This window comes from Burkholderia ubonensis subsp. mesacidophila, from assembly GCF_002097715.1.
GTDB classification, from domain to species: domain Bacteria; phylum Pseudomonadota; class Gammaproteobacteria; order Burkholderiales; family Burkholderiaceae; genus Burkholderia; species Burkholderia mesacidophila.
This window is the reverse complement of record NZ_CP020738.1, coordinates 1432623-1458148: the sequence shown is the minus strand read 5'-3', so window position 1 is coordinate 1458148 and position 25526 is coordinate 1432623. Positions and strand designations below refer to the sequence as shown.

Below are 25526 nucleotides of genomic sequence, written 5' to 3'. Positions count from 1 at the left end.
CCATCGGGCGTTCTGCTGCGCCTGCTTCCCGCGCCGATCCCAACGATTCTGGAGACATCTCCTCAGGCGTTCCCGGGCCGACCCGCGCGTCGCAGCGTCCTCTCCCGCTCATCACGCCGGCTCGCTGACGATTTTCCAGGGCGCCGCGCTGTATATCGGCGCGGTGCTCGGCACCGGCGTCATTGCGCTGCCCGCACTCGCCGCCGACTTCGCCGGGCCCGCCTCGCTGCTCGCCTGGGTGGCGCTCATCGTGCTGTCCGCGCCGCTCGCGGCCACGTTCGCGGCGCTCGGCGCGCGCTTCCCGGATGCCGGCGGCGTGTCGACCTACGCGCGCCGCGCGTTCGGCCCGAAGGCCGCGGCGATCGTCGGCTGGTGCTTCTACTTTGCGGTGCCCGCTGGCGCGCCGGCCGCGGCGATGTTCGGCGCCGCGTACATCGCGGCCGTGACGGGCGGCGGCCATGCGACGGTCGTCGTCACGGCCGCCGTGCTGATCGCGATCGTGTCGGCGGCCAACGCATTCGGCGTCACAGTGTCGGGGCGGATGCAACTCGTGCTGTCCGCGCTGCTCGTGACGCTGCTGCTCGCCGCCGTGCTCGCATCGGCCCCGCACGCGCGCGCGTCGAATCTCCAGCCGTTCGCGCCGCACGGCTGGCTCGCGATCGGGCAAGCGGCCGGGCTGCTGGTCTGGAGCTTCGCCGGCTGGGAAGCGATCGCCCAACTCGCGGCCGAATTCCGCCGCCCCGCGCACGACATGCCGCGTTCGGCCGGCATCGCGGTCGTGGTGGTCGGGCTGCTGTATCTGTCGGTGGCAGTGGCGAGCGTGACGCTGCTCGGCCCCTCCGCGGGTGCATCCGGCGCCCCGCTCGCGGAGCTGATCGCGCGCGGCATCGGCGGTCACGCCCAGGTGCTGGCCGCCGCCGGACGCTGCTGTTGACGCTCGGCACGATGAACGCGTATCTCGCGGGTGCGGCCAAGCTTGGCGCGGCGCTCGGGCGCGACGACACGCTGCCGGCCTGGCTTGCGCAGGGCAGCCAGCTCGGCGGCGTGCCGCGCCGCAGCCTCGGCGTGATCGCCGCGCTCGCGGCGCTTTCGCTGGGTGCAACGACGCTCGCCGGCGTGGGGCCGAAGCCGCTGGTGCTCGTCACGTCCGGCTGCTTCGTGATGGTGTATGGGCTGGGCGCCGCGGCGGCGCTGAAACTGCTGCCGCGCGGCGGCATCGCGCATCGCTGCGCGTGGATCTCGCTGGTTGCAGTCGCCGGGCTGTTCCTGACGACTGGGTGGTATTTCGTCTGGCCGCTGCTGCTGGCGGGCGCGGCATTGCTCTATCTGCGGGCGGCCGGTCGCGGCCGTTGACTCAGGCCGGCACCAGCTCGAAGCTCAAGCGCTTGCCGAGCGCCGCCGCAGCGCTCGCGAGCGTCGTCAGCGTGAGGCTCGTGTCGGTTTCGTCGAGCAGGCGGTTGAGCGCCGCGCGGCTGGTTTTCATCCGCGCGGCCATCGCGGTCTTCGTGATGTGCTGCGCCTTCATTTCCTGCTCGATCTGCCACGCGATCACCCGCTTGATCGCGGTTGCGGTGACTTCCTCGAGGATGCCCTCCTCTTCGAGGAAAGCGTCGAAGTCACTGCCGATGTGGCGGTTGTTCGTGGTCGTCATGTCGTACTCCATTGCTTTGCGTTGCCCGCTGCCCGGTCGTCCTTGATGGCGCCGACCGGCGCCGCGTACGCGGAATTCAGATGCCGTTGCTCACGGCTTTCAGTCGAGACCTTGCGACGTCGAGATCGTCTGGCGGTGTGGTCGGCGACTTCTTGATGAACCCGTGCAACAGGACCATCGTATCGTCGACGACGGTGAAGAAGACTCGCGCGATTCGCGTCGGAAGCGAGACCCGGATCTCCCACAGATCCTTCGACATCTTCCGGACCAACGGCATGCCAAGCGGCCAGCCGAGTTGAACCGTCCTGACCTCCTCTCCGATCACCTTCCGCTCCGCCGGCTCGAGACCCTTGAGCCATTCGCGGACCGGTTCGTTTCCACGGGCCGTGCCGAAGAACCGCACGGCCAGCGTCGCCTGCAATTGCTGTCTCGCCATCGTCTTGCCGCTCATCGTACCAAAATTGATACAATAGGCCAAGCGCGACGAAAGCGAACCTCAGCCGACCGGCCAGTCTCCCGCGCCCGGGTCGGGCAGCGCGTCGGCGCGGCTTTGCCGTATTACTTGCCGCGCGTGCGCCGCGGGCCGCGTTGCGATGCCTCCCCCGGCCGCCCGTCACCGAACCGTGCCCGCGCGATCTCCCGCACCGCGTCGATCAGCGTGCGCGCGACGGGCGACGGCTCGGCATCGGTGCGAAGGATCAGCCCGACCGGCTCGTCGGTGCCGGCCGACGGCAGCGGCAGACGTGCGAGCGCACCGGTCGACAAGTCGTATTCGGCCGCGTACTGCGGCACGAACCAGACCGCGTCGTTCTCGAGCGCGAGCGCGCGCGCGACCGATACGGACAGCACTTCGATGAACGCATCCAGCGGCGGCGCACCGCACGCGCCGAGCAGTTGCTCGGCCGATTGCCGGATCAGCGTGCCGTACGGCGGCAGCACGACCGGGTAGCGCGCCAGCTCGGCGGCCGGCGCCGCGCTCGCCATCAGCGGATGTCCGGCGCGCACGACCGCGACGAGCGGCTCGCTGTACAGTTGCTCGAACGCGAGCCCGACCATCCGCTCCGGCTCCGACAGCCGCCCGATCGCGCACTCGATCGCGCCCGCCTTCAGGCGTTCGAGCAGGTCGGCATTCGCGGCGGTCGCGAGCCGCACGACGACGCGCGGCCAGCGAACGGCAAGCGCCTTCATCAGCGCCGGCGCGAGCGACGCCGCGACGGTCGGCAGCATCCCGATCTCGAGCGTCGCCGCCGCGCCGCCGCCCTCGTGCGCCAGCAGCCCGACGCCTTGGCGCAGCGCGAGCACGCACGCGTTCGCATGCGGCATGAACAGCTGCGCTTCACGCGTCGGGCGCGCGCCTTGCCGGCTGCGCTCGAACAGCCTGACGCCGAGGATCGACTCCAGCTCGGCGATCGTCTTCGAGACGGCCGGCTGCGTGATCGACAGGCTCTCGGCCGCCTTCTGCACGCCGCCCAACTGCGCGACCGCAAGGAAACACTGCAGGTGCCGGAACTTGACGCGGCCGTCGGCGATACGGTTAGTCATAACAGATGGTTATGCGAATGGCGATGAATTGCCATTTTGCATAACTTTTCGGGAACTCCCAAGCCCTGCCCGCGTCGTTCGCGCGGCCGCTTGCCGCTTGCCGGCCGCTTGCCGCTTGCCGCTTGCCGCTTGCCGCTTGCCGTGCCGCTTGCCGCTTGCCGCTTGCCGCTTGCCGCTTGCCGCTTGCCGCTTGCCGCTTGCCGCTTGCCGCTTGCCGCTTGCCGCTTGCCGCTTGCCGCTTGCCGCTTGCCGCTTGCCGCTTGCCGCTTGCCGCTTGCCGCTTGCCGCTTGCCGCTTGCCGCTTGCCGCTTGCCGCTTGCCGCTTGCCGCTTGCCGCTTGCCGCTTGCCGCTTGCCGCTTGCCGCTTGCCGCTTGCCGCTTGCCGCTTGCCGCTTGCCGCTTGCCGCTTGCCGCTTGCCGCTTGCCGCTTGCCGCCTGCCGCCTGCCGCCGCCCATCACGCCGCCCGCCGCAGCGCCTCGAAACCCGCCGGCTCCCAGATCCGCTTCGCGATCAGCAACCCGGTGCCGTGCTTCTGCCCCAGCGGCGCGGACGACGATTCCGCATGCAGCGCGGCCGCCTTGCTGCGCAGCCGGCGCAGCTCCTGTTCGAGCTCTGCGGCGGCCGCCTCGGTCAGCATCCCCTGCGAGAACGTCATCGTCTCGCCGGGGCCGTCGAAGCGGCTGTCGAGGAAATCGCCGAGCGCATGCGCGTGGAAGTAGCGGCGGATCGGGCCGCCCGGCAGCCAGTCGAAGTCGCGCGCGACGCGCACGCGGATCCGGTCGCCCGGCAGCAGCGCGACCACGTTCATCCGGTCGAGCATCAGCAGGTACTTCAGGCATTCGGCCTTCGTCACGCGATAGGCCGCGACGATGTCGTCCACGGTCCAGTAATTGATCGCGCAGACGGCGACGAGCAGCAGCTTCTCGTCCGAGACGAGCAACGCTTCCTGCTGTTCGGTCAGCACGTGCAGCCGCGGCGCGGACGCCGACGCCTCCTGCACGAGCTCGGCGAGCGTGTAGCCGAGCAGCTCGCCGATCTGGACGACGCGCTCGAGCGTGAAGCGCTCGCTCGCGAACAGGCGCTTCACGCTCGTCTCGGACACCACGAGCGAACGGGCGACGTCGCGGTAAGTCATGCCCTGCGCTTTCAGCAGGCGCTTCAGCGTTTCGATGAGTTGCGCGGTTTCGGTCATGATTAGTATCGAAAAATGATGCTCAAAGTGAAATTCAAGGCTACCGGCGCATACTGTTGCACGATTTTCGATACTTATCTGCATAATCCGCTCCGACCTGTCACTGATCGACGGAGATGCGATGACTCCCCGAACCGAAACCGCCGCAACCGACCCGCATCGCGCCGCCCCGCGCGACGCCCGCGAAACCGATCGCGCCTCGCCGCTCGCGACCGTACGCACGCTCGTCGCCAGCGCGCACATCGGGGATCTCGTGTTCATCCGCGTGCCGGTGCGCCCGTTCCGCGAAGTGGCGGACGCGACGGGAACGTGGACCAACCATGTCGGGATCGTCGTCGACACGTCGGCTGCGGAACCCGTGGTCGCGGAGAGCACATTTCCGTGGGCGAAGCTGACGCCGCTCACGCGCTTCGTGCAACGCTCCGAGGGCGGCCGCGTCGCGCTGGCGCGGCTCGCGACGCCGCCCACCGCTGACGAGCAGCGCCGCATGCAGGCCGCCGCCGAAAAACGGATCGGCACGCTGTACGACACCGGTTTCAACCTGCGCTCGCGGCGCCAGTTCTGCTCGCGCTACGTGCGCGAGGTGCTCGGCGACGCGACGGGCGTCGAGGTCGGCGACGTCGAGACGTTCTCGACGCTGCTCGCGCGCCGCCCGGACGCGAAGCTCGGCTTCTGGCGGCTGTGGTATTTCGGGCGCATTCCGTGGGCCCGCGAGACGGTCACGCCCGCGAGCCTGCTGCGCTGCGACCGGCTGACACTCGAATTCGACGGGATCGTGTTCGATCCGCGCCGCGCCTGACGCGCCGGATATTTCCAGCGCGACGGAGACCACGCAGGACCACAACAAGAAAAACGAAAAATAAACAGCGACGGGCTGGCTGGAGGGCCGTGCAACGTTCGTCACCGACGATACGCGAGCCCGATCGCTTTTTCCGCCGGAGCGGCAGCCGCCGTCCGGCGGTTTCTTCATTGGCGAAGCGCACATCATGCCTGCGGCATCCCGAATCCTCGCGTGATCGCATTGCATAACGATCGGTTATGCGTCCCGCGAAAAAACGTCATTTTGCATAACTTTCCGGATTGGCTAAAGTCGTGTCATCCCCTCTGCGAAAACCTATCAGGAGACGCCCGATGGAATCCCCCACGATCCTCACGCCGCGCGACTGGCCGTCGCATCCCGCGTACGTCCACCCCGAATACCGCTCGTCGGTGAAGCGCGGCCCCACCCGGCCGCTGATTCCGCTCAAAGAGAAACTGCGCGACCAGTACGCGCCCGTGTACGGCGCCGAAGACCTCGGCGCGCTCGACCACGACCTGACGAAGAACGCGGTGAAGAACGGCGAGCCGCTCGGCGAGCGCATCGTCGTCACGGGCCGCGTGCTCGACGAAGGCGGCAAGCCGGTCCGCAACACGCTCGTCGAGGTCTGGCAGGCGAACGCCGCCGGCCGCTACGTGCACAAGGTCGACCAGCACGACGCGCCGCTCGACCCGAACTTCCTCGGCGCCGGCCGCTGCCTGACCGACGACGAAGGCCGCTACCGCTTCCTGACGATCAAGCCGGGCGCGTATCCGTGGGGCAACCACCCGAACGCGTGGCGTCCGAATCACATCCACTTCTCGCTGTTCGGCGACTACTTCGGCTCTCGCCTCGTCACGCAGATGTATTTCCCCGGCGATCCGTTGCTCGCGCACGACCCGATCTTCCAGGGCACGCCCGAAGCGGCGCGCGACCGGCTGATCTCGCGTTTCTCGCTGGACATCACCGAAGAAGGCTATGCGCTCGGCTACGAATTCGACATCGTGCTGCGCGGCCGCGACGCCACCCCGATGGAGCGCTGAACCATGACGACGCTGAAACAAACCCCTTCGCAGACGGTCGGCCCGTACTTCGCGTATGGCCTGTGTCCGCAGCAGTACCACTACGACCTGAAGAGCCTGTTCACGCCGACGATCGCCGCGCCGCGCGCGGCGGGCGAGCACGTGCTGCTGGTCGGCCAGGTGTTCGACGGCGACGGCAACGTCGTCGGCGACGCGGTGCTCGAATTCACGCAGGTCGACGGCGCGGGCCGCTATCCGGCGTCGCGCGCCGACGTCGCGCAGACCGGCTTCACGGGCTTCGCGCGGGTCGGCACCGGCACGGACGCGCAGCATCGCTTCGTCGTCGAAACGGTCAAGCCGGGCCGGACCGCCGCCGGCGACAACGACGAAGCGCCGCACGTCAACGTGACGGTGATGATGCGCGGGATCCTCACCCATGCATTCACCCGCGTGTACTTCGACGACGAAGCGGCGGCCAACGCGGCCGATCCGGTGCTGAACGCGGTGCCGGCTGAGCGCCGCGCGACCCTCGTCGCGAAGCGCGAAACGCAGCCGGGCGGCCCGACGATCTATCGCTTCGACATTCGCATGCAGGGTCCGGCGGAAACGGTGTTCTTCGACGTCTGAGCGAAGCGCCGGCGCGGGCCGCCGGCCTCATGCTCGCCCTGCCGCCGCGTGCGGCGATGCATTGCGCATCGCCGCACGCGGCGGTTTCGTCTTGTCGGCGGCAGCGCGGCATCATTCGGCAAACGCCGAATTGCGCGAAAACGGAAAGTCAGACGAAAGGCCGCGCAGCCCCGCCAAACGGGGCTCTGGCGAGAATTGCAAACGTTTGCAGCGATTTCTCTTGCGCGTTATGCGGCATAGCCTATGCTATCGGCATTTGGCGAATACCATTGCATCACCACGGGCAATAATTTCGTCCAGCACGCGCTGCCGCGAAAACGCGGATAGGCGCGGATGTTCAACCGAGTGCCTTTGAGCGCGGCTGCCCGACCATATGGCAGGCGCGCGTTTTTTTTGCCCGCGCACCGGCGAGCCGCACGGTCAGCGCAGCATGAACGACATCGCCGACAAACTGTTCAGCGTGCGCACCGCATGCTCGACCGACGGCGCATCGAAGCGCAGCGTCACCGCATCCATCCGTTCCAGCGCTGGCAACATGCCGAACAGGTCAGCGAGCGCTGCGCTCTGCACGCGCAGCGTGCACGCAGTCGGCGCCGGCCGATGCGCACCGGTGCGCCGGCCTGCCGCCACGGCACCCGCGACGGTCTCGCGCGCCGCGGCCGCGATGCGTGCGCATGCGGCCGCGGGCGTCAGCGTGTCGCCGCTCGACGCGCCGCCCGCCGTCTTGACCGTCTCGAAGCGCGCGGCCGGAAAGAGCGGCCGCGTCTCCTCGGCGAACACGTCGTCGCCGGACGCCAGCGCGACGTGCGCGCCATATTCCTGCGCCAGCGCGCCGTACAGCCCCGCTTCGCCGAGTTCGACGCCGTTCAGCCAGACCTGCGTGAACGCAAAACTGTTGATCGTATGCGCGAGCACCCCGCGCGTCTGCGACTTCGCGTGATAGCCGATCATGAACACGAGGTCGGGCCGCTGCTCGAGCCCCGCCATCATGCCGAGCATCCGCGGCTTGCCGAGCACGACGCGCGAGCGCACATCGAGTTCGTCGGGCAAGAGGTTGCGGAAGCCGCCGTGCGAATCGTTGACCCAGACGGCCTGCGCGCCGCCCGCGAACGCGCCCTCGATCGCCGCGTTCGCCTCGGCGGTCATCCAGCGGCGCGCGCGCTCGTATTCCGGGTTGCCGGGCCGCGTCTGCTCGACGGCAAACACGCCGGCGACGCCTTCGATATCGGTCGAGATCAGGATCTTCATGCGTGGGTGGCGGGTCCTTCGTGGAGCAGGCGGTCGAGCTCGGGAATGGCGTCGCGCAGTGCCTGCCGCACGTGGCCGTCGCGTCCCGCGACCGTCACCGCCTGCAGCAGCGCGTCGACGATCGCGTGTTCGACGCTTTCGGCCGCGGCCTGGAACAGCGGGTCGAGTACGCCGTCGGCAAGCAGCGCCGGCAGCGTCACGAACTGGGCGTCATGGGCCATCGTGTATGCGGTCGAGAACGCGAGCGCGATATCGCCGCTGCCGTGGCCGTAGACCGACCCCGTGCGCGCCAGCCCCGCCGCCGCGCGGCGCGCGAGCCGCGCCAGCTGCCGCGCGTCGAGCGGCGCATCGGTCGCGAGCAGCATGATGATCGAGCCCTGTTCGGGCGGTTCGGCCGGCGCCGTGCGCGCGGTCACGATCCGTCCGACCGGCACGCCGTCGAGCGTCAGCATCGGCAGCCGGCCGAAGTTCGCGAGCACGAGCGCGCCGACCGTATACGAACGCCCGGCGGCCGCCGCGATCCGCGATGCCGAACCGATCCCGCCCTTGAGATCGAAGCACGACATCCCGCGTCCCGCGCCAACCGCGCCGCGCACGACGTCGCGCGTCGCGGCGCGGCACGCGTCGTCGTAGTGCGACGCGTTCACCGCGAACGCGTGCAGGTCGTTCAGGTAACCGTCGTTGCACTCGAACACGAGCGGGTTGACGGTCGGCCAGTCACGGCCGATCCGCGGATTCTCGGCGATCGCCGCGCGGATCTGCGCGTGCGCGACCGCCCCGACGCCGAAGGTATTCGTCAGCGCGATCGGCGTATCGATCACGCCGAGCTCGTCGACCTGCACGAGCCCGACGCTCTTGCCGAAACCGTTGATCACCGCCGCGCCGGCCGGCACCTTGCTGCGATACGCGTCGCCCGCATGCGGCTTCACGACGGTAACGCCGGTCTGCACCGCGCCGGCGTCGAGCGTGCAATGGCCGACCGTCACGCCGGGCACGTCGGCGATCGTGCCGCGCGGCCCCGCGGGCAGCGTCGCGGTCCACATCGTCGGCGCGGCCATCAGCGGCGCTCCAGCTTCGGATCGAGCGCGTCGCGCAGCCCGTCGCCGAGCAGGTTGAACGCGAGCACGGTCAGGAAGATCGCGAGGCTCGGAAAGATCGCGACGTGCGGCGCCGTCACCATGTCGGCGCGCGCCTCGTTCAGCATCGCGCCCCACTCCGGCGTCGGCGGCTGCGCGCCGAGCCCGAGGAACGACAGGCTCGCCGCGGTGATGATCGACGTGCCGATGCGCATCGTGAAGTACACGACGACCGACGACACGGTGCCCGGCAGGATGTGCCGCATGAGGATCGTCCAGTCCGACGCGCCGATGCTGCGCGCGGCCTCGACGTAGGTCAGGTGCTTGAGCACCAGCGTGTTGCCGCGCACGAGCCGCGCGAACGCCGGGATGCTGAAGATCGCGACCGCGCAGATCACGTTGATCATCCCGTTGCCGAGGATCGCGACGACGCCGATCGCGAGCAGGATGCCCGGGAACGCGAACAGCACGTCGGCGATGCGCATCGTGATGCGGTCCCACCAGCCTTCGTAGTAGCCGGCGAGCAGCCCGAAGAACGTGCCGATCACCGCGCCGAGCGCGACCGAGAAGAAGCCGGCCTCGAGCGAGATGCGCGTGCCGGCGACGATCCGGCTGAAGATGTCGCGGCCGAGCGAATCGACGCCGAACCAGTGCGCGGCGGACGGCCCGGCGTTCAGCGCGTCGTAGTCGAAATAGTTTTCCGGGTCGAACGGCACGATGTGCGGGCCGACGAACGCCAGCACGACGAGCAGCAGCACGAAGCCGCCCGCGACGAGCGCGACGGTCTGCTTGCGGAACTTGCGCCAGAATTCGCGCCAGGGCGTGCGGATCGTGGAGGACGCGGCCGGCGCCGCGGGCTGGACAGTCGCGTTCATGCGCGCCTCACTTGAACCGGATGGTCGGGTTGATGACCGCGTACAGCACGTCGACGGTCAGGTTGATCAGGATGAACTCGAGCGAGAACAGCAGCACGATCGCCTGGATCACCGGGTAGTCGCGCATCGTCACCGCATCGACGAGCAGCCGTCCGAGCCCCGGCCAGTTGAACACCGCCTCGACGACGATCGAGCCGCCGAGCAGGAAGCCGAACTGCAGCCCCATCATCGTGACGACGGGGATCATCGCGTTGCGCAGGCAGTGCTTGAGCACCACCATCGGCTCGTGCACACCCTTCGCGCGCGCGGTGCGCACGAAATCCTCGTTCAGCACCTCGACGAACGACGCGCGCGTGAAGCGCGCCATCACCGCCGCGACGGCCGCGCCGAGCGTCAGCGACGGCAGCACGTAGCTCTTCCACGTGCCGTCCGGCACGACCGGCAGCCAGCCGAGCTTCACCGAGAAGATCTCCATCAGCAGCATGCCGAGCGCGAACGCGGGAAACGAGATGCCCGACACCGCGAGCGTCATGCCGACACGGTCCGGCCACTGGTTGCGCCACACGGCCGACGCGATGCCGATCGCCATCCCGAACAGCGTCGCCCAGCCCATGCTGACGAGCGTCAGCAGCAGCGTGGGCATGAAGCGCTCGCCGATCTCGGTGGACACGGCGCGCTTGCTGCGCGTCGACTTGCCGAAGTCGCCGTGCGCGATCTTCACGAAGAAGTTCGCGAACTGCGTCGGCATCGGCTTGTCGAGGCCGAGATCGGCGCGCACCAGCGCGACGGTCGCGTCGTCGGCCTCGGGGCCGGCCGCGAGCCGCGCCGGGTCGCCCGGCAGCAGGTGCACGAACAGGAACACCAGCACCGCGACGATCGCGAGCGTGGGCATGAGGCCGAACAGGCGTTTGACGATGAAATTCAGCATGATGGCACCGAACCAGGGCGGCGCGCCGGCGCGCGTGGATCGCGGGACCGGCGCGCCGTGACGCGCGTGAATGTGCGCATTCAACGCGCTTACTTCAGCGAGATCTCGTCGAAATTGAACGAGCCGTCCGGCATCACGTACATGCCCTGCAGCCGCTTGCTGCGCGCGTAGACGATCTTTTCCTGCACGAGGAAGATCCACGGCGCGTCGGCCCAGATCTGCTTCTGCACGCCCGCGTAGTACTCGGCCTTCTTCGCGCGATCGGTCGTCGACAGCGCCTTCTCCAGACCGTCGTCGACGAGCCCGTTCTGGTAGTACGCGGTGTTGAACAGCTTCGGCGGCTTCGACGCGGACGCGAGCAGCGGCGTCAGCGCCCAGTTCGCCTCGCCGGTCGACGACGACCAGCCGATGTAGAACATCCGCACCGGCGCGCTCGCCGGGTCCTGCGCGCTCTCGACCTTCGAGACGCGCTCGCCCGATTCGAGCGCCTGCACCTGCACCTTCACGCCGACCTGCGCGAGCTGCTGCTGGACGAACTGGATCACCTTCTGCGACGTCGTGTTGTTGTAGCCCGACCAAAGCGTCGACTCGAAGCCGTTCGGATAGCCGGCCTCCTTCAGCAGCGCGCGCGCCTTCGCGGGGTCGTACGGCCACGGGCCGGTCTTCGTCGCATACTCGACGCCCGGCGGCACGACGCCCGGCGTCGGCATCGCGAAGCCCGAGAAGGCGACCTTCGCGAGCGCATCCTTGTTGATCGCGTAGTTGAGCGCGTGGCGCACCTTCGGGTTGTCGAACGGCTTCTGCAGCGTGTTCAGCGAGATGTAGCGCACGACGATCGACGGCCGCTCGACCACGTCGAGCTTCGGGTTGGTCCTCAGGTCGGCGACCTGCTCATACGGAATCCGGAACGCGAGATCCGCCTGGCCGGCCTTCATCAGCGCCGCGCGCGTGTTGTTGTCGATCACGGGCTTCCAGTCGATCATGTCGATCTTCGGATAGCCCTTCTTCCAGTAGCCGGCGTATTTCTTCACCTTCATGTCGTCGGTCTGCTTCCACTCGACGAACTCGAACGGCCCGGTGCCGACCGGATGCAGCCCGATCTCGCGGCCCCACTTCTTCAGCGCCGTCGGCGAGATCATTACCGCGGACGGATGCGCGATCGTGTTGATGAACGCCGAGAACGGCTCGCGCAGCGTGAACCGCACCGTATAGGGATCGACGACCTCGGTCTTCTCGATCACGCGGAACAGGTTGTAGCGCTTCAGCTTGTTCGCCGGATCGGTCACGCGGTCGAACACGACCTTCACCGCGTCCGCGTTGAAGTCGGTGCCGTCCTGGAACTTCACGCCCTGGCGCAGCTTGACCGTGTAGACCTTCGCGTCGGGCGACGCCGTGTAGCTCGTCGCGAGCACGTTGACGAGCTTCATGTCCTTGTCGAAGCCGAACAGTCCCTCGTAGAACGACTTCGCAGCCGCCTGCGACACCGTGTCGTTCGAATCGTACGGGTCCATCGTCGTGAACGTCTCGCCGACCGCGATCACCGCGGTCTGCTGCGCGAACGCGGGCAGCGCGACCGCCAGCGCGAACGCGCTCGCGCCCGTGGCAAGCAGCGCGCGCGGGCGGAACATCGGGAACGAAAGCGATTTGTTCATGTGGCCTGGCTCCTGTGCGTGATTCGGTAACGCGTGGTGGGAATCGCGGAATGACTGCCTCCGCTCGGGAAACAACCGTCTCTGCCTCGCGCGTGCGCAACTGCGGTCCATCGCCGCCCCCGTGCGTCAGTACGCGCCGCCGACGCGATGCGTCGCGACGTAGTGATCGGGGCCGACCGCGACGAGCGGCGCGACCGCCGGCTCGTCGCCGACCGCGCGGATCGGGCTCGGCACCTCGTCCGCCGGCAGCTGGCGCGGCGCGTGCCGGCGCGCCGGATCGGCGACCGGCACCGCGCTCATCAGCTTCTTCGTGTACGGATGCTGCGGCGCCTCGAACACCGCGCGGCGCGGGCCGATCTCGACGATCTGGCCGAGATACATCACCGCGACGCGATGACTGACGCGCTCGACCACCGCCATGTCGTGCGAGATGAACAGGTACGCGACGCCCAGCTCGCGCTGCAGGTCGAGCATCAGGTTGACGATCTGCGCCTGCACCGAGACGTCGAGCGCGGACACCGACTCGTCGGCGATCACGACCTTCGGGTTCAGTGCAAGCGCACGCGCGATCGCGATCCGCTGGCGCTGGCCGCCGGAGAATTCGTGCGGATAGCGGCGCGCGGCTTCCGCCGGCAGCCCGACCTTGTCGAGCAGCCAGTCGACCCGCGCCTGCGCCGCCGCGCCGCTCGCGACGCCGTGCACGAGCAGCGGCTCCATGATCGAGAAGCCGACCGTGAGGCGCGGGTTCAGCGACGCGAACGGGTCCTGGAAGATGAACTGGATATTGCGGCGCAACGCCTGCAGGTCCGGGCCCTTCAGCGTGCTGATGTCGCGGCCGTCGAATTCGATCGAGCCGCTTTGCGACTCGACGAGGCGCAGCAGCGAGCGCCCGGTCGTCGACTTGCCGCAGCCGGATTCGCCGACGAGCGCGAGCGTCTCGCCCGCGCGCAGCTCGAAGCTCACTCGCTCGACCGCATGCACGTATTGCGACACGCGGCCGAACAGGCCGCTCCTGACCGGAAAGCGCGTGACGAGGTCGCGCACGCGCAGGATCGGCGGCGCATGCGGATCGACGCGCGGCTGGGCCGGCACGGGCGCCGGCGCTTGTCCCGCACCTCCCGCCGCTTCGGCGCCGGCCTTGCCCGCCGGCGCCATCGCCATGCCGTTCGCCGGCGCGGCCGCTTCGACCTTCAGCAGTGGGAATTTCTCCGGCGCGTCGGTGCCCTGCATCGACCCGAGGCGCGGCACCGCCGCGAGCAGCGCGCGCGTGTAGCGATGCGCCGGCGCCGTGAAAATCCGTTCCGACTCGCCCTCCTCGACCTTTTCGCCGCGATACATCACGAGCACGCGATCGGCCACTTCGGCGACCACGCCCATGTCGTGCGTGATGAACACCACACCCATGTTCATCTCGTCCTGCAGGCCGCGGATCAGCTGCAGGATCTGCGCCTGGATCGTCACGTCGAGCGCGGTGGTCGGCTCGTCGGCGATCAGCAGCGCGGGCCGGCACGACAGCGCCATCGCAATCATCACGCGCTGCCGCATCCCGCCCGACAACTGGTGCGGATAGCGCGCGAACACGCGGCGTGCCTCCGGAATCCGTACGAGATCGAGCAGCCGCATCGTTTCAGCGCGCGCGTCCGACGCGCTCTTCGACTGGTGCAGCGCGATCGCCTCGCTGATCTGGTCGCCGACCGTGAACACCGGATTGAGCGACGTCATCGGCTCCTGGAAGATCATCGCGATGTCCGCGCCGCGCACGCCGCGCATCGTCGCGGCGCTCGCCTGCGCGAGGTCGAGCAGCGCGCCGTTGCGCCGCCGGAACGCGATCCGGCCGCTCGCGATCGTGCCGCCGCCGTGCTCGACGAGCCGCATCAGCGCGAGCGACGTGACCGACTTGCCCGAGCCGGATTCGCCGACGATCGCGAGCGTCTCGCCGCGATCGACGTGGAAGGACACGCCGCGCACCGCATCGAAGGTGACGCCTTCGCGGCGGAACGTCACCGACAGGTCGTCGACCGCGACGACGCGCTGCTCGGGCAACGCGAGCGCGGGCGGAGTTCGGTTCGGAGTCATGCGTGCGTCTCCTGCATGGGCGTCTCCTTTTTATCTGGGGCGATCCGGAATCAGGCCGCGTCGTCGCGGTAGATCCCGACGACGGGCGCGGCGCCGACGCGCGCGTAGCCGCGGTACATCCCTTCGGTGTTGAACGGCATCGCGACGTTGCCGTGCGCGTCAACCGCGATGATCCCGCCGCGGCCCGCGATGCGCGGCAGCTTGTTCATCACGACGTCGTACGCGGCCTCGGCGACCGACACGCTGCGGTACGCGATCTGCGCGGCAACGTCGTGCGCGGTCGCCAGCCGGATGAACATCTCGCCGGTGCCGGTCGACGACACCGCGCAGGTCGCATCGTCCGCGTAGCAGCCCGCACCGATGATCGGCGAGTCGCCGACCCGCCCCGGCTGCTTGTTGGTGATCCCGCCCGTCGACGTCGCCGCCGCGACATGACCGTGCAAATCGCGCGCGACCGCGCCGACCGTGCCGTGCTTGCGGTCCGGGTCGAGCGGCGCGCCGTCGCCGAACGCGAACGTCGCGGCGTCGTGATCGAGCAGCATGCCGGCGGCGTTGCGCGCCTTGACCCACTGCGCGTGACGCGCTTCGGTGCCGAAGTAGCCGGGCTCGACGAGCTCCAGCCCCTGCGCGGCGGCGAATGCATCGGCGCCCGCACCGGCGAACAGCACGTGCTCGCTCGCCTCCATCACGCGCCGCGCGGCGAGCACCGGATTGCGCACGCGCGTCACGCAGCAGACCGCGCCGGCGGCGAGCGTCGCGCCGTCCATGATCGCGGCGTCGAGTTCGTGCGTGCCGTCGGCCGTGTACACCGCGCCGCGCCCCGCGTTGAACAGCGGGCAGTCCTCGAGCATCCGCACCGCGACGGTGACCGCGTCGAGCGCGCTGCCGCCGTCGGCGAGCACGGCCTGCGCGGCGCGCAGGATCGCGGCCAGCTCGGCGCGGTATTGCAATTCGGTGTCGGTGCTCATCGCGTCACGCAGGATCGTGCCTGCGCCGCCGTGAATCGCGACGATCGCGGGTGAAGTCATGGCTTCCTCGAACCGGTGGATGAAGGGTCCGTCGCCGGCAGCGCCGCCTGCGGCTGCGTGAGCCACGGCAACAGGAATTCGGTCATTTCCGCGGCGGCCTTCGCGGAGCGATGCGTCCGCAGCGCGACGGCGTCGATCAGCGCCTCGATCATCGCGAGCACGGCCGCTTCCGACGTCGCCGCGAAACGGCGCTGCGCCGTCACGAACAGCGTCAGCGACGTGAGCGGCGCGAGCGGTGAATGCGGGCCGTCGGTCAGCGCCAGCACGCGTGCGCCGCGCGCCGACGCGCGGCGCGCCAGCTCGATCGTGTCCTCGACGTAGCGCGGAAACGCGATCGCGATCACGAGGTCGCGCGCATCCGCGGCGTACAGGCGCCGCGCCGCATGCGAAGGACCGCCGAGCAGCGCGAGCGACTGCACGTTGTCGTGGCACACCGACAGCCCGTGCTCCATCAGCCCCGCGAGAAACGCGCTCGATCCCGCGCCGAGGATCAGCACGCGGCGCGCGGCGACGATCGCCTCGACCGCCGCCTCGACGTTGGCCGCGTTCAGTTGCGCGCGCGTGCCCTCGAGGTTCTCGACCGCCTGGTCGAACACCGCGTCGATCCACGCGGCGTCGCGCACGCCGGCTTCCTGTTCCTGCGCGGAGCGCAGCCGTTCGACCGGCGCGAGCGTCGCCTCGAAGCCGCGCACGAGCGCCGCGCGCATCGCCGGATAGCCGTCGAAGCCGAGCGCCTTCGCGAAGCGGTTCGCGGTCGCGATCGACGCGTCGACGGCCTGCGCGAGCTCGTCGATGCGCATCGTCGCCGCGCGGAACGGATTGGCCAGCACGTATTCGCCCATCCGGCGATGAATCGGCGTCAGCGACGGCATCGCCGACGCGATGCGCGCGGCGATCGACGGTTCGGCATCGGACACGGCGGACGAAGGCGGCGTCGGCATGAGGGCGACGGTCAGGAAAATGAAAGTGAAAGTAAACTTACACAATCCACATTAGGAAAAAAATAAATTTCCAGCGACTCAGGGAATCCCCGATGCGGCGCGCGCGAGCGGATGCGCTTCGTCCTCGGCTGCCCGGGCGGGCCAATCCGGCGAATCTCTTAGGATCGCCGATTCATCCCTGCATTGCCCTACGTTGCAGCCCATTCACGGGGTAACATCACACGAGTCCGCCGCATCCGGGCTTGCCGCGCGAATGCGCGCGGTGGGCTGCGTTCCGTCTAGTCGCCCCTCTTCTGGATGCCACCCATGTCAGACTCCCGTCCCTTGCCCCGCACGACGTCCAGGCCGCAGGTCGTCCCGCCGTCGCTCGCGGCCGACAAGCGCACGCATCCGCCGATGCCGCGCGCCGGGACAGGCGACGAAGGCGGAATGACGGCGGGCTTTCTTTTCGCGGGTGTGCGATGAGCGGCGTTTCGCACGATCTCGTCGGCGACACCATCGCGCTCGGCACGTTCGCGCTGCTGTACCTCGCTGGGCTCGGGCTCGCGTTTTGGCGAATCTGGGCAGCAGGACGGCGCGGCAAGGTCTACTGGATCGTCTGCGCGGCGCTGCTGATCGGCGGCGCGGGCGCGATGTTCGCCGGGCAGTCGCCCGAATCGAACCTCGGCGAGATGCCCGGCGGCTTCGCGCTCGGCGTCGAAGCGGTTCTCGGCGGGCTGGCGATGGTCGCGGCCGGATGCGCGTGGTTGATGTTGCGCGCGCGGCGCGAGCGCTAGCCCCGCGTCTGGCCGAGAAACGCCAGCATCGCCGCATTGAACCGGGCCGGGCGCTGCAGCGGCGCGAAATGGCTGACGCCCGGCAGGATCGTCAGCGTCGCGCCCGGAATGGTGCGGGCGAGATAAGCCGCATGCTCGGGCCGGATGAATTCGTCATGCTCGCCGAGCACGATGGCGACGGGTACGTCGATCGCGGCGAGTTCCTTCGCCGAATAATCGGGCTGCGTGCGCATCATCTCGCTGACGGCGGCCACGAACGGCTCGAATCCGTCCGGCGTCGCCGACAGCGCCGCGTAATCGTTCCGGTGCCGGGCGAAACAGCGGTCGATCACCGTACTCGGCTCCATCGCCTTCACGCCGCCCGGATCCATGTTGCATGCGAAGAAGAACACGCTCTCCACGCGCGTGGGGGCCCGGGAAGCCAGCACGAGGGCGATGCACGCGCCGTCGCTCCAGCCGACGATACGGGCCCGGTCGAGGCCGCGGGCATCCATCACCGCGAGCACGTCCGATGCCATCCACTCGTAGGAATAAGGCCGGTCGTCGCGCGTGCTGCGGCCGTGGCCGCGGCTGTCGATCAGGATCGCGCGATAGCCGGCCGCCAGTATGGCCGGCACCTGGTAGCCCCAGTTGCCGGCGTGGCCGAGGCCGCCGTGCAGCAGGATCACCGGCGGGCCGTCCCCGTAGCACGCATGCCAGATACGCGCGCCGTCATGGTCCAGCCAGCCCTCGAAGCCGGCCGCCGGCAGCGGCGCGGCGCCCTGCGCTTCGAACCGGCCGAGGTCGTCATCCTCCATCTCCGCACTCATCGTTCTTTTATCCTTGCGACGAAGCCGAAGACGCGATTGTAATGCGCGTCCCGGCGCGATCGGCTTGACGGACGCGGCCGCGCCCTGCGCCGCCCACGCGTTTGTCTACGCGCCGTGCTTGTGCGCGCCGATCATCCAGCACGCTGCGTCGAAACGCAGTTCGTCGCCGCGCACGTAATGCTCGAACGCCGCACAGGCCGCTTCGACCACGCGCATGCGCGTCGCGTCGTCCGCTTCACGCAGCGCGAGGCCGACGGGGCCCAGCCGCGACACATAGTCGGCCAATGCGTGCATCGGCAGCACGCATTGCACATCGATCGGCCGGATGTCGATGCCGGTCCAGCCGCTCGCGTCGAGAATCGACGCGACCCGCTCCCCGTCGCCGAACGCGAACTGCCCGGGCGCACCGGGGATCCGCGGCGGCAGGCCCGGCAGCAGCGGCGCCGCGGCGCGCTCGGCGGTCGTCATGAAAGGATTCTCCGCCGCGCTGCGCCAGGCGATCGCGCACAACCGCGCGCCGTCGGCGGCCGCGTGCCGCAGGTTTGCGAACGCGCGGACCGGATCGTCGAAAAACATCACGCCCAGGCGCGACACGATCAGGTCGAAGCTCGCGGGCGCAAACACATGCGTCTGCGCATCCGCGCGGACGAACCCGGCGCTGACGCCCGCACGTTCGGCGCGCGCCCGCGCCGCATCGAGCATCGGCGCCGATACGTCGACGCCGGTACAGCGCGCCTGCGCGCCGAGCCGCCGCGCGACCGCGACCGTGACTGCGCCCGTGCCGCAGCCGACATCGAGCACCTGCCGTGCGCCCGTGGCGACGGCCGCTTCGACGAGCAGTTCCTCGAACGGCTCGAACATCCGGTCGAGCGCCGCTTGCATGTCGACCCATGCGCGACCGGACGGGCCGTTCCAGAGTGCGGCCAGTTCACCGTTGGCTGGATGGGTGTGGTTCATGATCGATTTCCTGTGGATGCCCTCGAAAGGCGAATCGACAGTGTGCTGCCTCAAGCCGGCTTGAAGTCGAGCGACGGACTTTCCAAAACAAGACCGGGGCAAAATCCGGCCGGCCCCATGACAACTGCAAATTGATTTTGCGAGCGGCCTAAACCCGGGGCAGTCAGCTGCCGTTAATCTTTCTTGCAAATACCATTCACAAATAACAGGAAGACCGACTGTCTGGCTGGAAACCGCTGCATATCCCGGAATGCCGCAAATATCCATACTCCTGCACTGTAAGTTGCGGCAACCGGCGATAGCGCCACGGATGGGCGTGGGCTGCGGATAGCCGTCGGGCGCGTATTCCAATGACCGAGGGCTATATGACAATTTCGATCTCCAGCTACACCAGCAGCACGGCCCTGTACACGCAAACCCAAACTCAACCTGCTTCAAGTCAAGACAAATCGCCGGTCGGCGCCACGGCTAAAACCAGGTCCGTTACCGTCTCGTGGCTCGCTCAGCAGTTGAGCGATGCGGAATCGCGCGCTCAAACACGCAATAGCACACTCAGCCGAAAAGAACTGGGCGCAAGGGCCGCAACCATCGATGATCAAATTGCCGGCGAAACCTGGGCCGCGAACCGGGCCAAACACGATGCCGAGCGCCCGAAATCGGACGACCCGCAAGCTTTGGCGCTGGCCAGGCAAGCGACGGATTTCACCCATCGCATCGGCGCCAACCCGTTCAAGGGCATGTCCCGCGAGCAGTTGGATGCCATTGCCTATGATGAAAGCGGTTCATTTACCGTCAACGAACGGCAAACGGCCTGGCAGGAAGCCTACGATCAGGAACAGGAATGGCGCGTTCGGGTCATTGCGGAAGGTAATCTCGAGTATCAAAGAACCGGGAAACAGAACGACTTCTTTGCCGAAGTGCTCAAGCACTACAAGGGCTTGCCGGCGATCGAGCAAGCGCAATACCCCGACGACTACGCGTCGAAACTGCAGTACTGGATCTCGCTCGACTTCAACTTCCACACGAACCAGGCTGAAGGCAGCGGAACCTCCTACAAGAGCCTGGTCGAGACGCTGCTCGCGCAAGGCCCGCATGCCCGGAATGGCGCGAAGATTGCTTCGTTGGCAACTCAGGACACACAGGCTGCGCGCTAGCGCTTCGCGGCGGACGCCACGCGGAGGATCGACCGAAACCGCCATCATCGAAAGGCAATGCGCCAATGTGTCGCCTTGAGTCGGCTCGAGGACTAGCGCCGACACTGTCGCGCAATCGGCGCAACGCATCGGGGGCTCGCCGACGCGCGTTCCGCCCGTGCTTCGATCCTTCCGGCCGCCGCCCGCGCCCTCTCGGTGCGGGACGCCATCCACGCCAGCCCCCGCCCGTCGCCCCCGGTCTGGGCAAAAACATCGATCGCCGAATCGCGCAGAATGCGTCGACGGCGAGCCGAATCGCCACGCCCGCCGAATCGTTTTCATATTTCTTACATTCGTGTTGCGTATGTTGACGGCTTTTCAACGGTGACCACCATGCGACGACTCTCCCTGCACGCTGTGCCTGCGCGCCTCGTCTCGCTGGCGGCGATCGCGGCCCTCGCGACGCTGTCGGCGTGCTCGAATCACATCGATACGCCCGCCGACCCGGCGAGCGCCGCGATCAACGTGCAGGCCGCGTGGGTCGAGATCGGCGACGCGAACCAGCCGATCGCGCGCGTCGTCACGAACTTCACGCCGGCGTCCGCCAGCGACCCGCTGTGCCCGCAGCTCGTCGTCGACGGCAAGGTGTCGCGGATGACGCTGCGCGCGGGCGCGGCCACCGCGCCGCAGCGGCCGACCGCGAGCGACCCGGCGGATTCGAAGCCGTCGAGCTTCCCGGTCTCGGTCTGCGAAATGACGCTGCCGGCCGGCGCGCAAAGCGCGAATGTCGCCGGCCGCGCATTGCCGCTGCCGAAAGCGCAGCCGCAGCGCATCGCGATCATCGCCGACACCGGCTGCCGGATGAAGAAAGCCGACAACGCGTGGCAGGCGTGCAAGGATTCGACGGTCTGGCCGTTCGACACGATCGCCGCGAGCGTCGCGAAGCTGTCGCCGGATCTCGTGCTGCACGTCGGCGACTATCACTACCGCGAAAACGCGTGCCCGCCCGACATCGCCGGCTGCAAGGACAGCCCGTGGGGCTACGGCTGGGATACGTGGCAGGCCGACCTGTTCCGCCCGGCCGCGCCGCTCTTCGCGCAGGCCCCGTGGGTCGTCGTGCGCGGCAACCACGAGGAATGCGCGCGCGCCGGCCAGGGCTGGTTCCGCTTCCTCGATCCGCGCCCCTACAGCGATGCGCGTTCGTGCAACGACCCGACCAACGACGGCAACGCGAACTATTCGGAACCGTATGCGGTGTCGCTCGGCAGCGGCACGCAGGTGATCGTGTTCGACACCGCGAAGGTCGGGCGCAACGCGCTGAAGACGACCGACACGCAATTCCAGATCTACCAGAAGCAGTTCCAGACGGTGGCCGCGCTCGCGTCGAAGGCCGGCATGTCGACGACGATCTTCACGAACCATCATCCGATCCTCGCGTTCGCGCCGATCGCGGGCAGCACGCCCGCGCCGGGCAACCTTGCGCTGCAGTCGGTGATGTCGAGCCTCAACGCGCAGGCGTACTACCCGCCCGGCGTCCACGTCGCGCTGCACGGGCACGTGCACGACTTCCAGGCGATCAATTTCGCGTCCGGCCACCCGGCGACGATCGTGTCGGGCAACGGCGGCGACAACCTCGACGTCGCGCTGCCGGACCCGTTCCCGGCCAGCCTGACGCCCGCGCCCGGCGCCGTCATCGACAAGCTGTCGCACAACAACAGCTTCGGCTTCCTGATCATGGAGCGCCGCCCGGCGCCGGCGACGGGCTGGGTATTCCATGCGTACTCGGCCGCCGGCAAGCTGCTCGCGTCGTGCACGCAGGCCGGCACGACGCTCGCCTGCGACAAGACCGGGTTCGTCGCGCCGTGACGACGCGTTCGGCACGCAGCGGCCGCGCGCCGCACGTTCAACGGGAAGCCGGCTCGCCGCGCGCCGGCCGTACAACCCGTACAACCCGTACGACCCGCATGGTCCTGCTCGCGGCCGCGACGCTCGCCGCCGCGGTGCCGCTGGCCGGCCGCACCGCGCCGTCCGACACCGTGCTCCTGCCCGGCGCCCCGCCCGCTCGCGTCGTCGGCACGATCGGCAACGGCACGCCGCAGGTCACGGCCAAGATCGACGCGGCCACCGCGCGCTTCGCGCCCGACCCGACGCTCGTCGCGCTCGGCCGCCGCATCTTCTTCGATCCGCGCCTGTCGGAGCCGCGCGGCATGTCGTGCGCCGGCTGCCACGATCCCGGCCGCGCGTTCGCGCCGACGCTGTCCGCAGCCGCCCTCGCGGGCCCGGGCGTGCCGCAGGGCAGCCGCCCGGGGCGCTTCAGCCAGCGCAATGCGCCGTCGCTGCTCTACGTGCGCTACGTGCCGCGCCGCCACTTCTACCAGGACGACGACGCGCCCGCGCCGTCGCCGTTCGGCGGCCTGTTCAGCGACGGCCGCGCGGACACGCTCGCCGAACAGATCCGCGGGCCGCTGTTCGATCCGAACGAGATGAACAACCGGTCGCCGGCCGCGCTGCTGCGCAAGGTCGACGCAACCGAACTCGCGCCCGCGCTCGCCGCGCGCTTCGGCGACGGCGTGCGGCGCGATCCGGAACGCATGGTGCGCGCGCTCGGCGCAGCGGTGCAAGCGTATCTGCAGAGCGACGAGATGGCGCCGTTCGCGTCCCGCTTCGACGCGTACCTGCGCAGCCGCACGCCGCTCGCCCCGCAGGAGATGCGCGGCCTCGCGCTGTTCAAGAATCCGGACAAGGGCAACTGCATGAGCTGCCACACGCTGTCCGACACGTCGAGCCGGCCGGAGCGCTCGCTGTTCACGGATTTCGGCTACGACGCGATCGCGGTGCCGCGCAACCGCGCGCTGCCGGCCAATCGCGACCCGCGCCACTTCGACAACGGCCTGTGCGACACCGCGCGCCGGCTGCGCTGGCCGGAGCCGGACCAATGGTGCGGCTACCTGCGCACGCCGGGCCTGCGCAACGTCGCGGTGAAGCAGACCTTCATGCACAACGGCGTGTTCACGTCGCTGCGCGACGCGGTGGCGTTCTACAACACCCGCTCGACCGATCCGCGGCACTGGTATCACGGCGCCGCGACGTTCGACGACGTGCCGCCGGCCTACCGCGGCAACATCAACGTCAACTCGACGCCGATGAACCGCCGCCCCGGCACGCCGCCCGCGCTGACCGAAGCGGAAATCGACGACCTCGTCGCATTCCTCGGCACGCTGACCGACGCGCGCTACGCCGCCGACGCCCACGCCAAGGCCGCCGCGCCCGCCCTGGCGCACTGACCCTGTCCGAATGGCCAACGGCCCCGGCCCTGCTTGCAGTCGCCCGAAACACTGGTTATATTTACAGTACTGTATTTATAGACAGTGAGGTGCGCGATGGAACATCTGGTCCGGATCGTCAACGACACCGATCGCCAAGTGCTGGCCTGGCTCCGTACGCAAGTCGGCGATGCGCGCGTGGAGCGCGCGGCGCGGCAGCTCGGGCACACCCGCAAGCCCTATCCGTCGGCCCTGTGCCGATACCTGGGCGTCAGTGCGCCGGCCACGCTGCGCCACATGGCGTGGCCGCGGCCGGTGCGCGATTTCTCGGTCGGCGACCGCTATCTGTCGCTGATCCGCCAGCACCTCGCCGCCCACACCGCCGGCCGCTGAGCCGGGCAGACGATCGAGCCGGCGCGACGGCACAGCTGCTTATGCGGCGGCTGCGGCGCGCACGAGGCGGCCGAGCGTCTCGAAAGCCTCCTCGAGTTGCGCGTCGAACGGTCGCGCGCAGCCGATGCGGATGAATGCATCGAAGCGGTCGGTGTTGGAAAAGATCGCGCCAGGCGCGATGCGCACGCCTTGTTCGAGCGCCGCATTGAACAGCGCTTCCGAATGCACGCCGTCCGGCAACGCGACCCACAGCATCAGGCCGCCCGGCGGCTGGTTCAGCCGCGTGCCGGCCGGAAAGTGGCGTGCGATCGCGTCGATCGTCGCATCGCGCTGCGCGCGCAACTGCTCGCGGAACCGATGCAGATGGCGGTCGAACGCGCCTGAACCGACGAATTCGGCCGCAATGGCCTGCAGCAGCGCGGCGTTGTGGCGACTTTGCGCAAACTTCAGCATCTTCACGCGCGCATGCCAGCGCCCCGCGCTCATCCAGCCGAGCCGCATGCCAGGCGCGAGCACCTTGTTCAGCGACGGGCAGTAGATCACGGTGCCGTCGCGATCCCACGCCTTGACGGGCTTGACGGCCTGCGGCGCTTCGACCAGTTCACGGTACGGCTCGTCCTCGATCACGGCCACGCCGTGCCGCGCGCACAACGCGACGAGCGCGGCCTTGCGGTCGTCGGGCATCACGCTGCCGAGCGGGTTCTGCAGGTTCGGCACGACGACGACCGCCTTGATGTCCGGATAGGCGGACAGCGCCACGTCGAGCGCCTCGATCGACAGCCCGGTCGTCGGGCTGGCGGGGATTTCGAGCGTGCGCAGGCCGAGGCTCTCGAGCAGCTGGATCAGCCCGAAGAACGCCGGCGATTCGATCGCGATCGTGTCGCCCGGCCGGGTGACCGCGCGCAGTGCGAGGTTCACCGCATCGACGCCGCCGCTCGTCGATATGACTTCGTCCGGCGACACCGTCACGCCATACGACAGCGCGCGCTTCGCCATCGTCTGCCGGAACTCCAGCGAACCGCCGACCGGGCCGGCATCGGTGAGCAGCGTCGGTTTGTGCCGCAGCAGCCGGATGGCGAGCGCCTGCAGGCGCGCCGTCGGATACAGCACCGACAACGCCGATGCGCCGCCGAGATTCAGCGCATCGGGCATCGCGTTCGCGCGGTCGATTACTCGCGATACGCGCTCGTGCAGGCCGGCGAACGGCGGATCGACCGTCAGCGGCGGCGCGTCGCTTTCGCGCAGCGTCTCGAGCGCGGCCGACGCGCGACGGCGGACGAAGTAGCCGGAGCGCGGCTTCGCCTCGCACCAGCCGGCATCCTCGAGCCGCCGGAACGTCTGGATCGCGGTCGACAGGCTGACGCCATGCTGCTCCATCACCACGCGCACCGACGGCATCCGGTCGCCGGGCGCCAGCGTACCGGCGGCAATGATGCGCCGGTAGTGCTCGGCGAGCCGCTCGTACAGCGGCTCGCCGGCGATCGGCAGATGTTGGCGGGAGGCGTCGCGGGAAGGATTCATGCGGGCCATCGTGCCCGCG

24 protein-coding genes and 1 pseudogene are annotated in these 25526 nt (G+C 69.0%); 9 read left to right on the top strand and 16 right to left on the bottom strand.

Going from position 1 to position 25526, the window contains the following annotated elements:
• Positions 1 to 124: 124 nt before the first annotated feature.
• Positions 125 to 1353 (top strand): annotated as a pseudogene (locus B7P44_RS24110) (APC family permease).
• 1 nt (position 1354) lies between these two features.
• Here B7P44_RS24110 and B7P44_RS24105 read toward each other — a convergent pair.
• From B7P44_RS24105 to B7P44_RS24085, 5 genes are all read right to left on the bottom strand, one after another.
• Positions 1355 to 1651, bottom strand: a complete 297-nt coding sequence (locus B7P44_RS24105; protein ID WP_084910001.1) for an XRE family transcriptional regulator — start codon at positions 1649 to 1651, stop codon at positions 1355 to 1357.
• A gap of 76 nt (positions 1652 to 1727) precedes the next feature.
• Complete coding sequence (locus B7P44_RS24100; RefSeq protein WP_084910000.1) at positions 1728 to 2087, bottom strand: type II toxin-antitoxin system RelE/ParE family toxin; 360 nt, start codon at positions 2085 to 2087, stop codon at positions 1728 to 1730.
• Between the two features lie 122 nt (positions 2088 to 2209).
• Positions 2210 to 3193: a pca operon transcription factor PcaQ gene (pcaQ, locus tag B7P44_RS24095; RefSeq protein WP_084908480.1), complete on the bottom strand. Its 984-nt coding sequence runs from the start codon at positions 3191 to 3193 to the stop codon at positions 2210 to 2212.
• Positions 3194 to 3202: 9 nt separating this feature from the next.
• Positions 3203 to 3649, bottom strand: a complete 447-nt coding sequence (locus B7P44_RS37760; RefSeq protein WP_269148833.1) for a 6-phosphofructokinase — start codon at positions 3647 to 3649, stop codon at positions 3203 to 3205.
• The gene (locus tag B7P44_RS24085) at positions 3649 to 4386 is read right to left on the bottom strand and encodes a helix-turn-helix domain-containing protein (RefSeq protein ID WP_084908479.1); all 738 of its coding nucleotides are present in this window, start codon (positions 4384 to 4386) and stop codon (positions 3649 to 3651) included. The genes B7P44_RS37760 and B7P44_RS24085 overlap by 1 nt, the downstream gene beginning before the upstream one ends.
• Positions 4387 to 4507: 121 nt before the next feature.
• Between B7P44_RS24085 and B7P44_RS24080 the strand changes: the two genes are divergently transcribed.
• The 3 genes from B7P44_RS24080 (at position 4508) to pcaG (ending at position 6831) form a co-directional block, all read left to right on the top strand.
• The gene (locus tag B7P44_RS24080) at positions 4508 to 5185 is read left to right on the top strand and encodes a YebB family permuted papain-like enzyme (RefSeq protein ID WP_084908478.1); all 678 of its coding nucleotides are present in this window, start codon (positions 4508 to 4510) and stop codon (positions 5183 to 5185) included.
• A gap of 332 nt (positions 5186 to 5517) precedes the next feature.
• Positions 5518 to 6225, top strand: a complete 708-nt coding sequence (gene pcaH / locus B7P44_RS24075; RefSeq protein WP_084908477.1) for a protocatechuate 3,4-dioxygenase subunit beta — start codon at positions 5518 to 5520, stop codon at positions 6223 to 6225.
• Positions 6226 to 6228: 3 nt separating this feature from the next.
• Positions 6229 to 6831 (top strand): protocatechuate 3,4-dioxygenase subunit alpha, encoded by a 603-nt coding sequence (gene pcaG, locus B7P44_RS24070; protein ID WP_084908476.1) that lies wholly within the window; start codon positions 6229 to 6231, stop codon positions 6829 to 6831.
• A gap of 420 nt (positions 6832 to 7251) precedes the next feature.
• Here the strand turns inward: pcaG and B7P44_RS24065 are convergent, their stop codons facing one another.
• The 8 genes from B7P44_RS24065 to B7P44_RS24030 all read right to left on the bottom strand — a co-directional run bounded on the left by B7P44_RS24065 (position 7252) and on the right by B7P44_RS24030 (position 16655).
• Positions 7252 to 8079, bottom strand: a complete 828-nt coding sequence (locus tag B7P44_RS24065) for a M55 family metallopeptidase (protein ID WP_084908475.1) — start codon at positions 8077 to 8079, stop codon at positions 7252 to 7254.
• A complete protein-coding gene (locus tag B7P44_RS24060; RefSeq protein ID WP_084908474.1) occupies positions 8076 to 9137 on the bottom strand; it encodes a DmpA family aminopeptidase in 1062 nt (353 codons plus the stop codon). Before B7P44_RS24060 ends, B7P44_RS24065 begins: the two co-directional genes overlap by 4 nt.
• Positions 9137 to 10030 carry a glutathione ABC transporter permease GsiD gene (gsiD, locus tag B7P44_RS24055; RefSeq protein WP_084908473.1) on the bottom strand — a complete coding sequence of 298 codons (894 nt, stop codon included), beginning with the start codon at positions 10028 to 10030 and terminating at the stop codon, positions 9137 to 9139. Before gsiD ends, B7P44_RS24060 begins: the two co-directional genes overlap by 1 nt.
• A gap of 7 nt (positions 10031 to 10037) precedes the next feature.
• Positions 10038 to 10958 carry a glutathione ABC transporter permease GsiC gene (gene gsiC, locus B7P44_RS24050; protein ID WP_084909999.1) on the bottom strand — a complete coding sequence of 307 codons (921 nt, stop codon included), beginning with the start codon at positions 10956 to 10958 and terminating at the stop codon, positions 10038 to 10040.
• An 89-nt stretch (positions 10959 to 11047) separates the two neighbouring features.
• Positions 11048 to 12610, bottom strand: coding sequence for a glutathione ABC transporter substrate-binding protein GsiB (gsiB, locus tag B7P44_RS24045; RefSeq protein ID WP_084908472.1), 1563 nt, complete (start codon positions 12608 to 12610; stop codon positions 11048 to 11050).
• A 126-nt stretch (positions 12611 to 12736) separates the two neighbouring features.
• The gene (locus tag B7P44_RS24040; RefSeq protein ID WP_084908471.1) at positions 12737 to 14686 is read right to left on the bottom strand and encodes a dipeptide ABC transporter ATP-binding protein; all 1950 of its coding nucleotides are present in this window, start codon (positions 14684 to 14686) and stop codon (positions 12737 to 12739) included.
• A 50-nt stretch (positions 14687 to 14736) separates the two neighbouring features.
• A complete protein-coding gene (locus B7P44_RS24035; RefSeq protein WP_084908470.1) occupies positions 14737 to 15714 on the bottom strand; it encodes an isoaspartyl peptidase/L-asparaginase family protein in 978 nt (325 codons plus the stop codon).
• Entirely contained in the window at positions 15711 to 16655 is a 945-nt protein-coding gene (locus B7P44_RS24030) for a MurR/RpiR family transcriptional regulator (RefSeq protein ID WP_084908469.1), read from the bottom strand. The genes B7P44_RS24035 and B7P44_RS24030 overlap by 4 nt, the downstream gene beginning before the upstream one ends.
• 461 nt (positions 16656 to 17116) lie before the next feature.
• On the opposite strand from B7P44_RS24030, the gene B7P44_RS24025 reads away from it, so the two are divergent.
• Positions 17117 to 17431, top strand: coding sequence for a hypothetical protein (locus tag B7P44_RS24025; RefSeq protein WP_084908468.1), 315 nt, complete (start codon positions 17117 to 17119; stop codon positions 17429 to 17431).
• On the opposite strand, the gene B7P44_RS24020 is transcribed toward B7P44_RS24025, so the two are convergent.
• Entirely contained in the window at positions 17428 to 18240 is an 813-nt protein-coding gene (locus B7P44_RS24020) for an alpha/beta fold hydrolase (RefSeq protein WP_084908467.1), read from the bottom strand. The two genes, B7P44_RS24025 and B7P44_RS24020, sit on opposite strands and share 4 nt — an antisense overlap.
• A gap of 105 nt (positions 18241 to 18345) precedes the next feature.
• Entirely contained in the window at positions 18346 to 19197 is an 852-nt protein-coding gene (locus tag B7P44_RS24015; RefSeq protein WP_084908466.1) for a class I SAM-dependent methyltransferase, read from the bottom strand.
• 365 nt (positions 19198 to 19562) lie between these two features.
• On the opposite strand from B7P44_RS24015, the gene B7P44_RS24010 reads away from it, so the two are divergent.
• The 4 genes from B7P44_RS24010 (at position 19563) to B7P44_RS23995 (ending at position 23986) form a co-directional block, all read left to right on the top strand.
• Positions 19563 to 20351 (top strand): hypothetical protein, encoded by a 789-nt coding sequence (locus B7P44_RS24010; RefSeq protein ID WP_231716825.1) that lies wholly within the window; start codon positions 19563 to 19565, stop codon positions 20349 to 20351.
• 372 nt (positions 20352 to 20723) lie between these two features.
• Positions 20724 to 22196 carry a metallophosphoesterase family protein gene (locus tag B7P44_RS24005; protein ID WP_084908464.1) on the top strand — a complete coding sequence of 491 codons (1473 nt, stop codon included), beginning with the start codon at positions 20724 to 20726 and terminating at the stop codon, positions 22194 to 22196.
• Between the two features lie 98 nt (positions 22197 to 22294).
• A complete protein-coding gene (locus B7P44_RS24000) occupies positions 22295 to 23614 on the top strand; it encodes a cytochrome-c peroxidase (RefSeq protein ID WP_084908463.1) in 1320 nt (439 codons plus the stop codon).
• A gap of 96 nt (positions 23615 to 23710) precedes the next feature.
• Positions 23711 to 23986, top strand: coding sequence for a CppA family protein (locus tag B7P44_RS23995; protein ID WP_084908462.1), 276 nt, complete (start codon positions 23711 to 23713; stop codon positions 23984 to 23986).
• A gap of 39 nt (positions 23987 to 24025) precedes the next feature.
• Here B7P44_RS23995 and B7P44_RS23990 read toward each other — a convergent pair whose 3' ends face one another.
• On the bottom strand, positions 24026 to 25507 hold the full coding sequence (locus B7P44_RS23990; RefSeq protein WP_193834307.1) for an aminotransferase-like domain-containing protein: 1482 nt from the start codon (positions 25505 to 25507) through the stop codon (positions 24026 to 24028).
• Between the last annotated feature and the right edge of the window lie 19 nt (positions 25508 to 25526).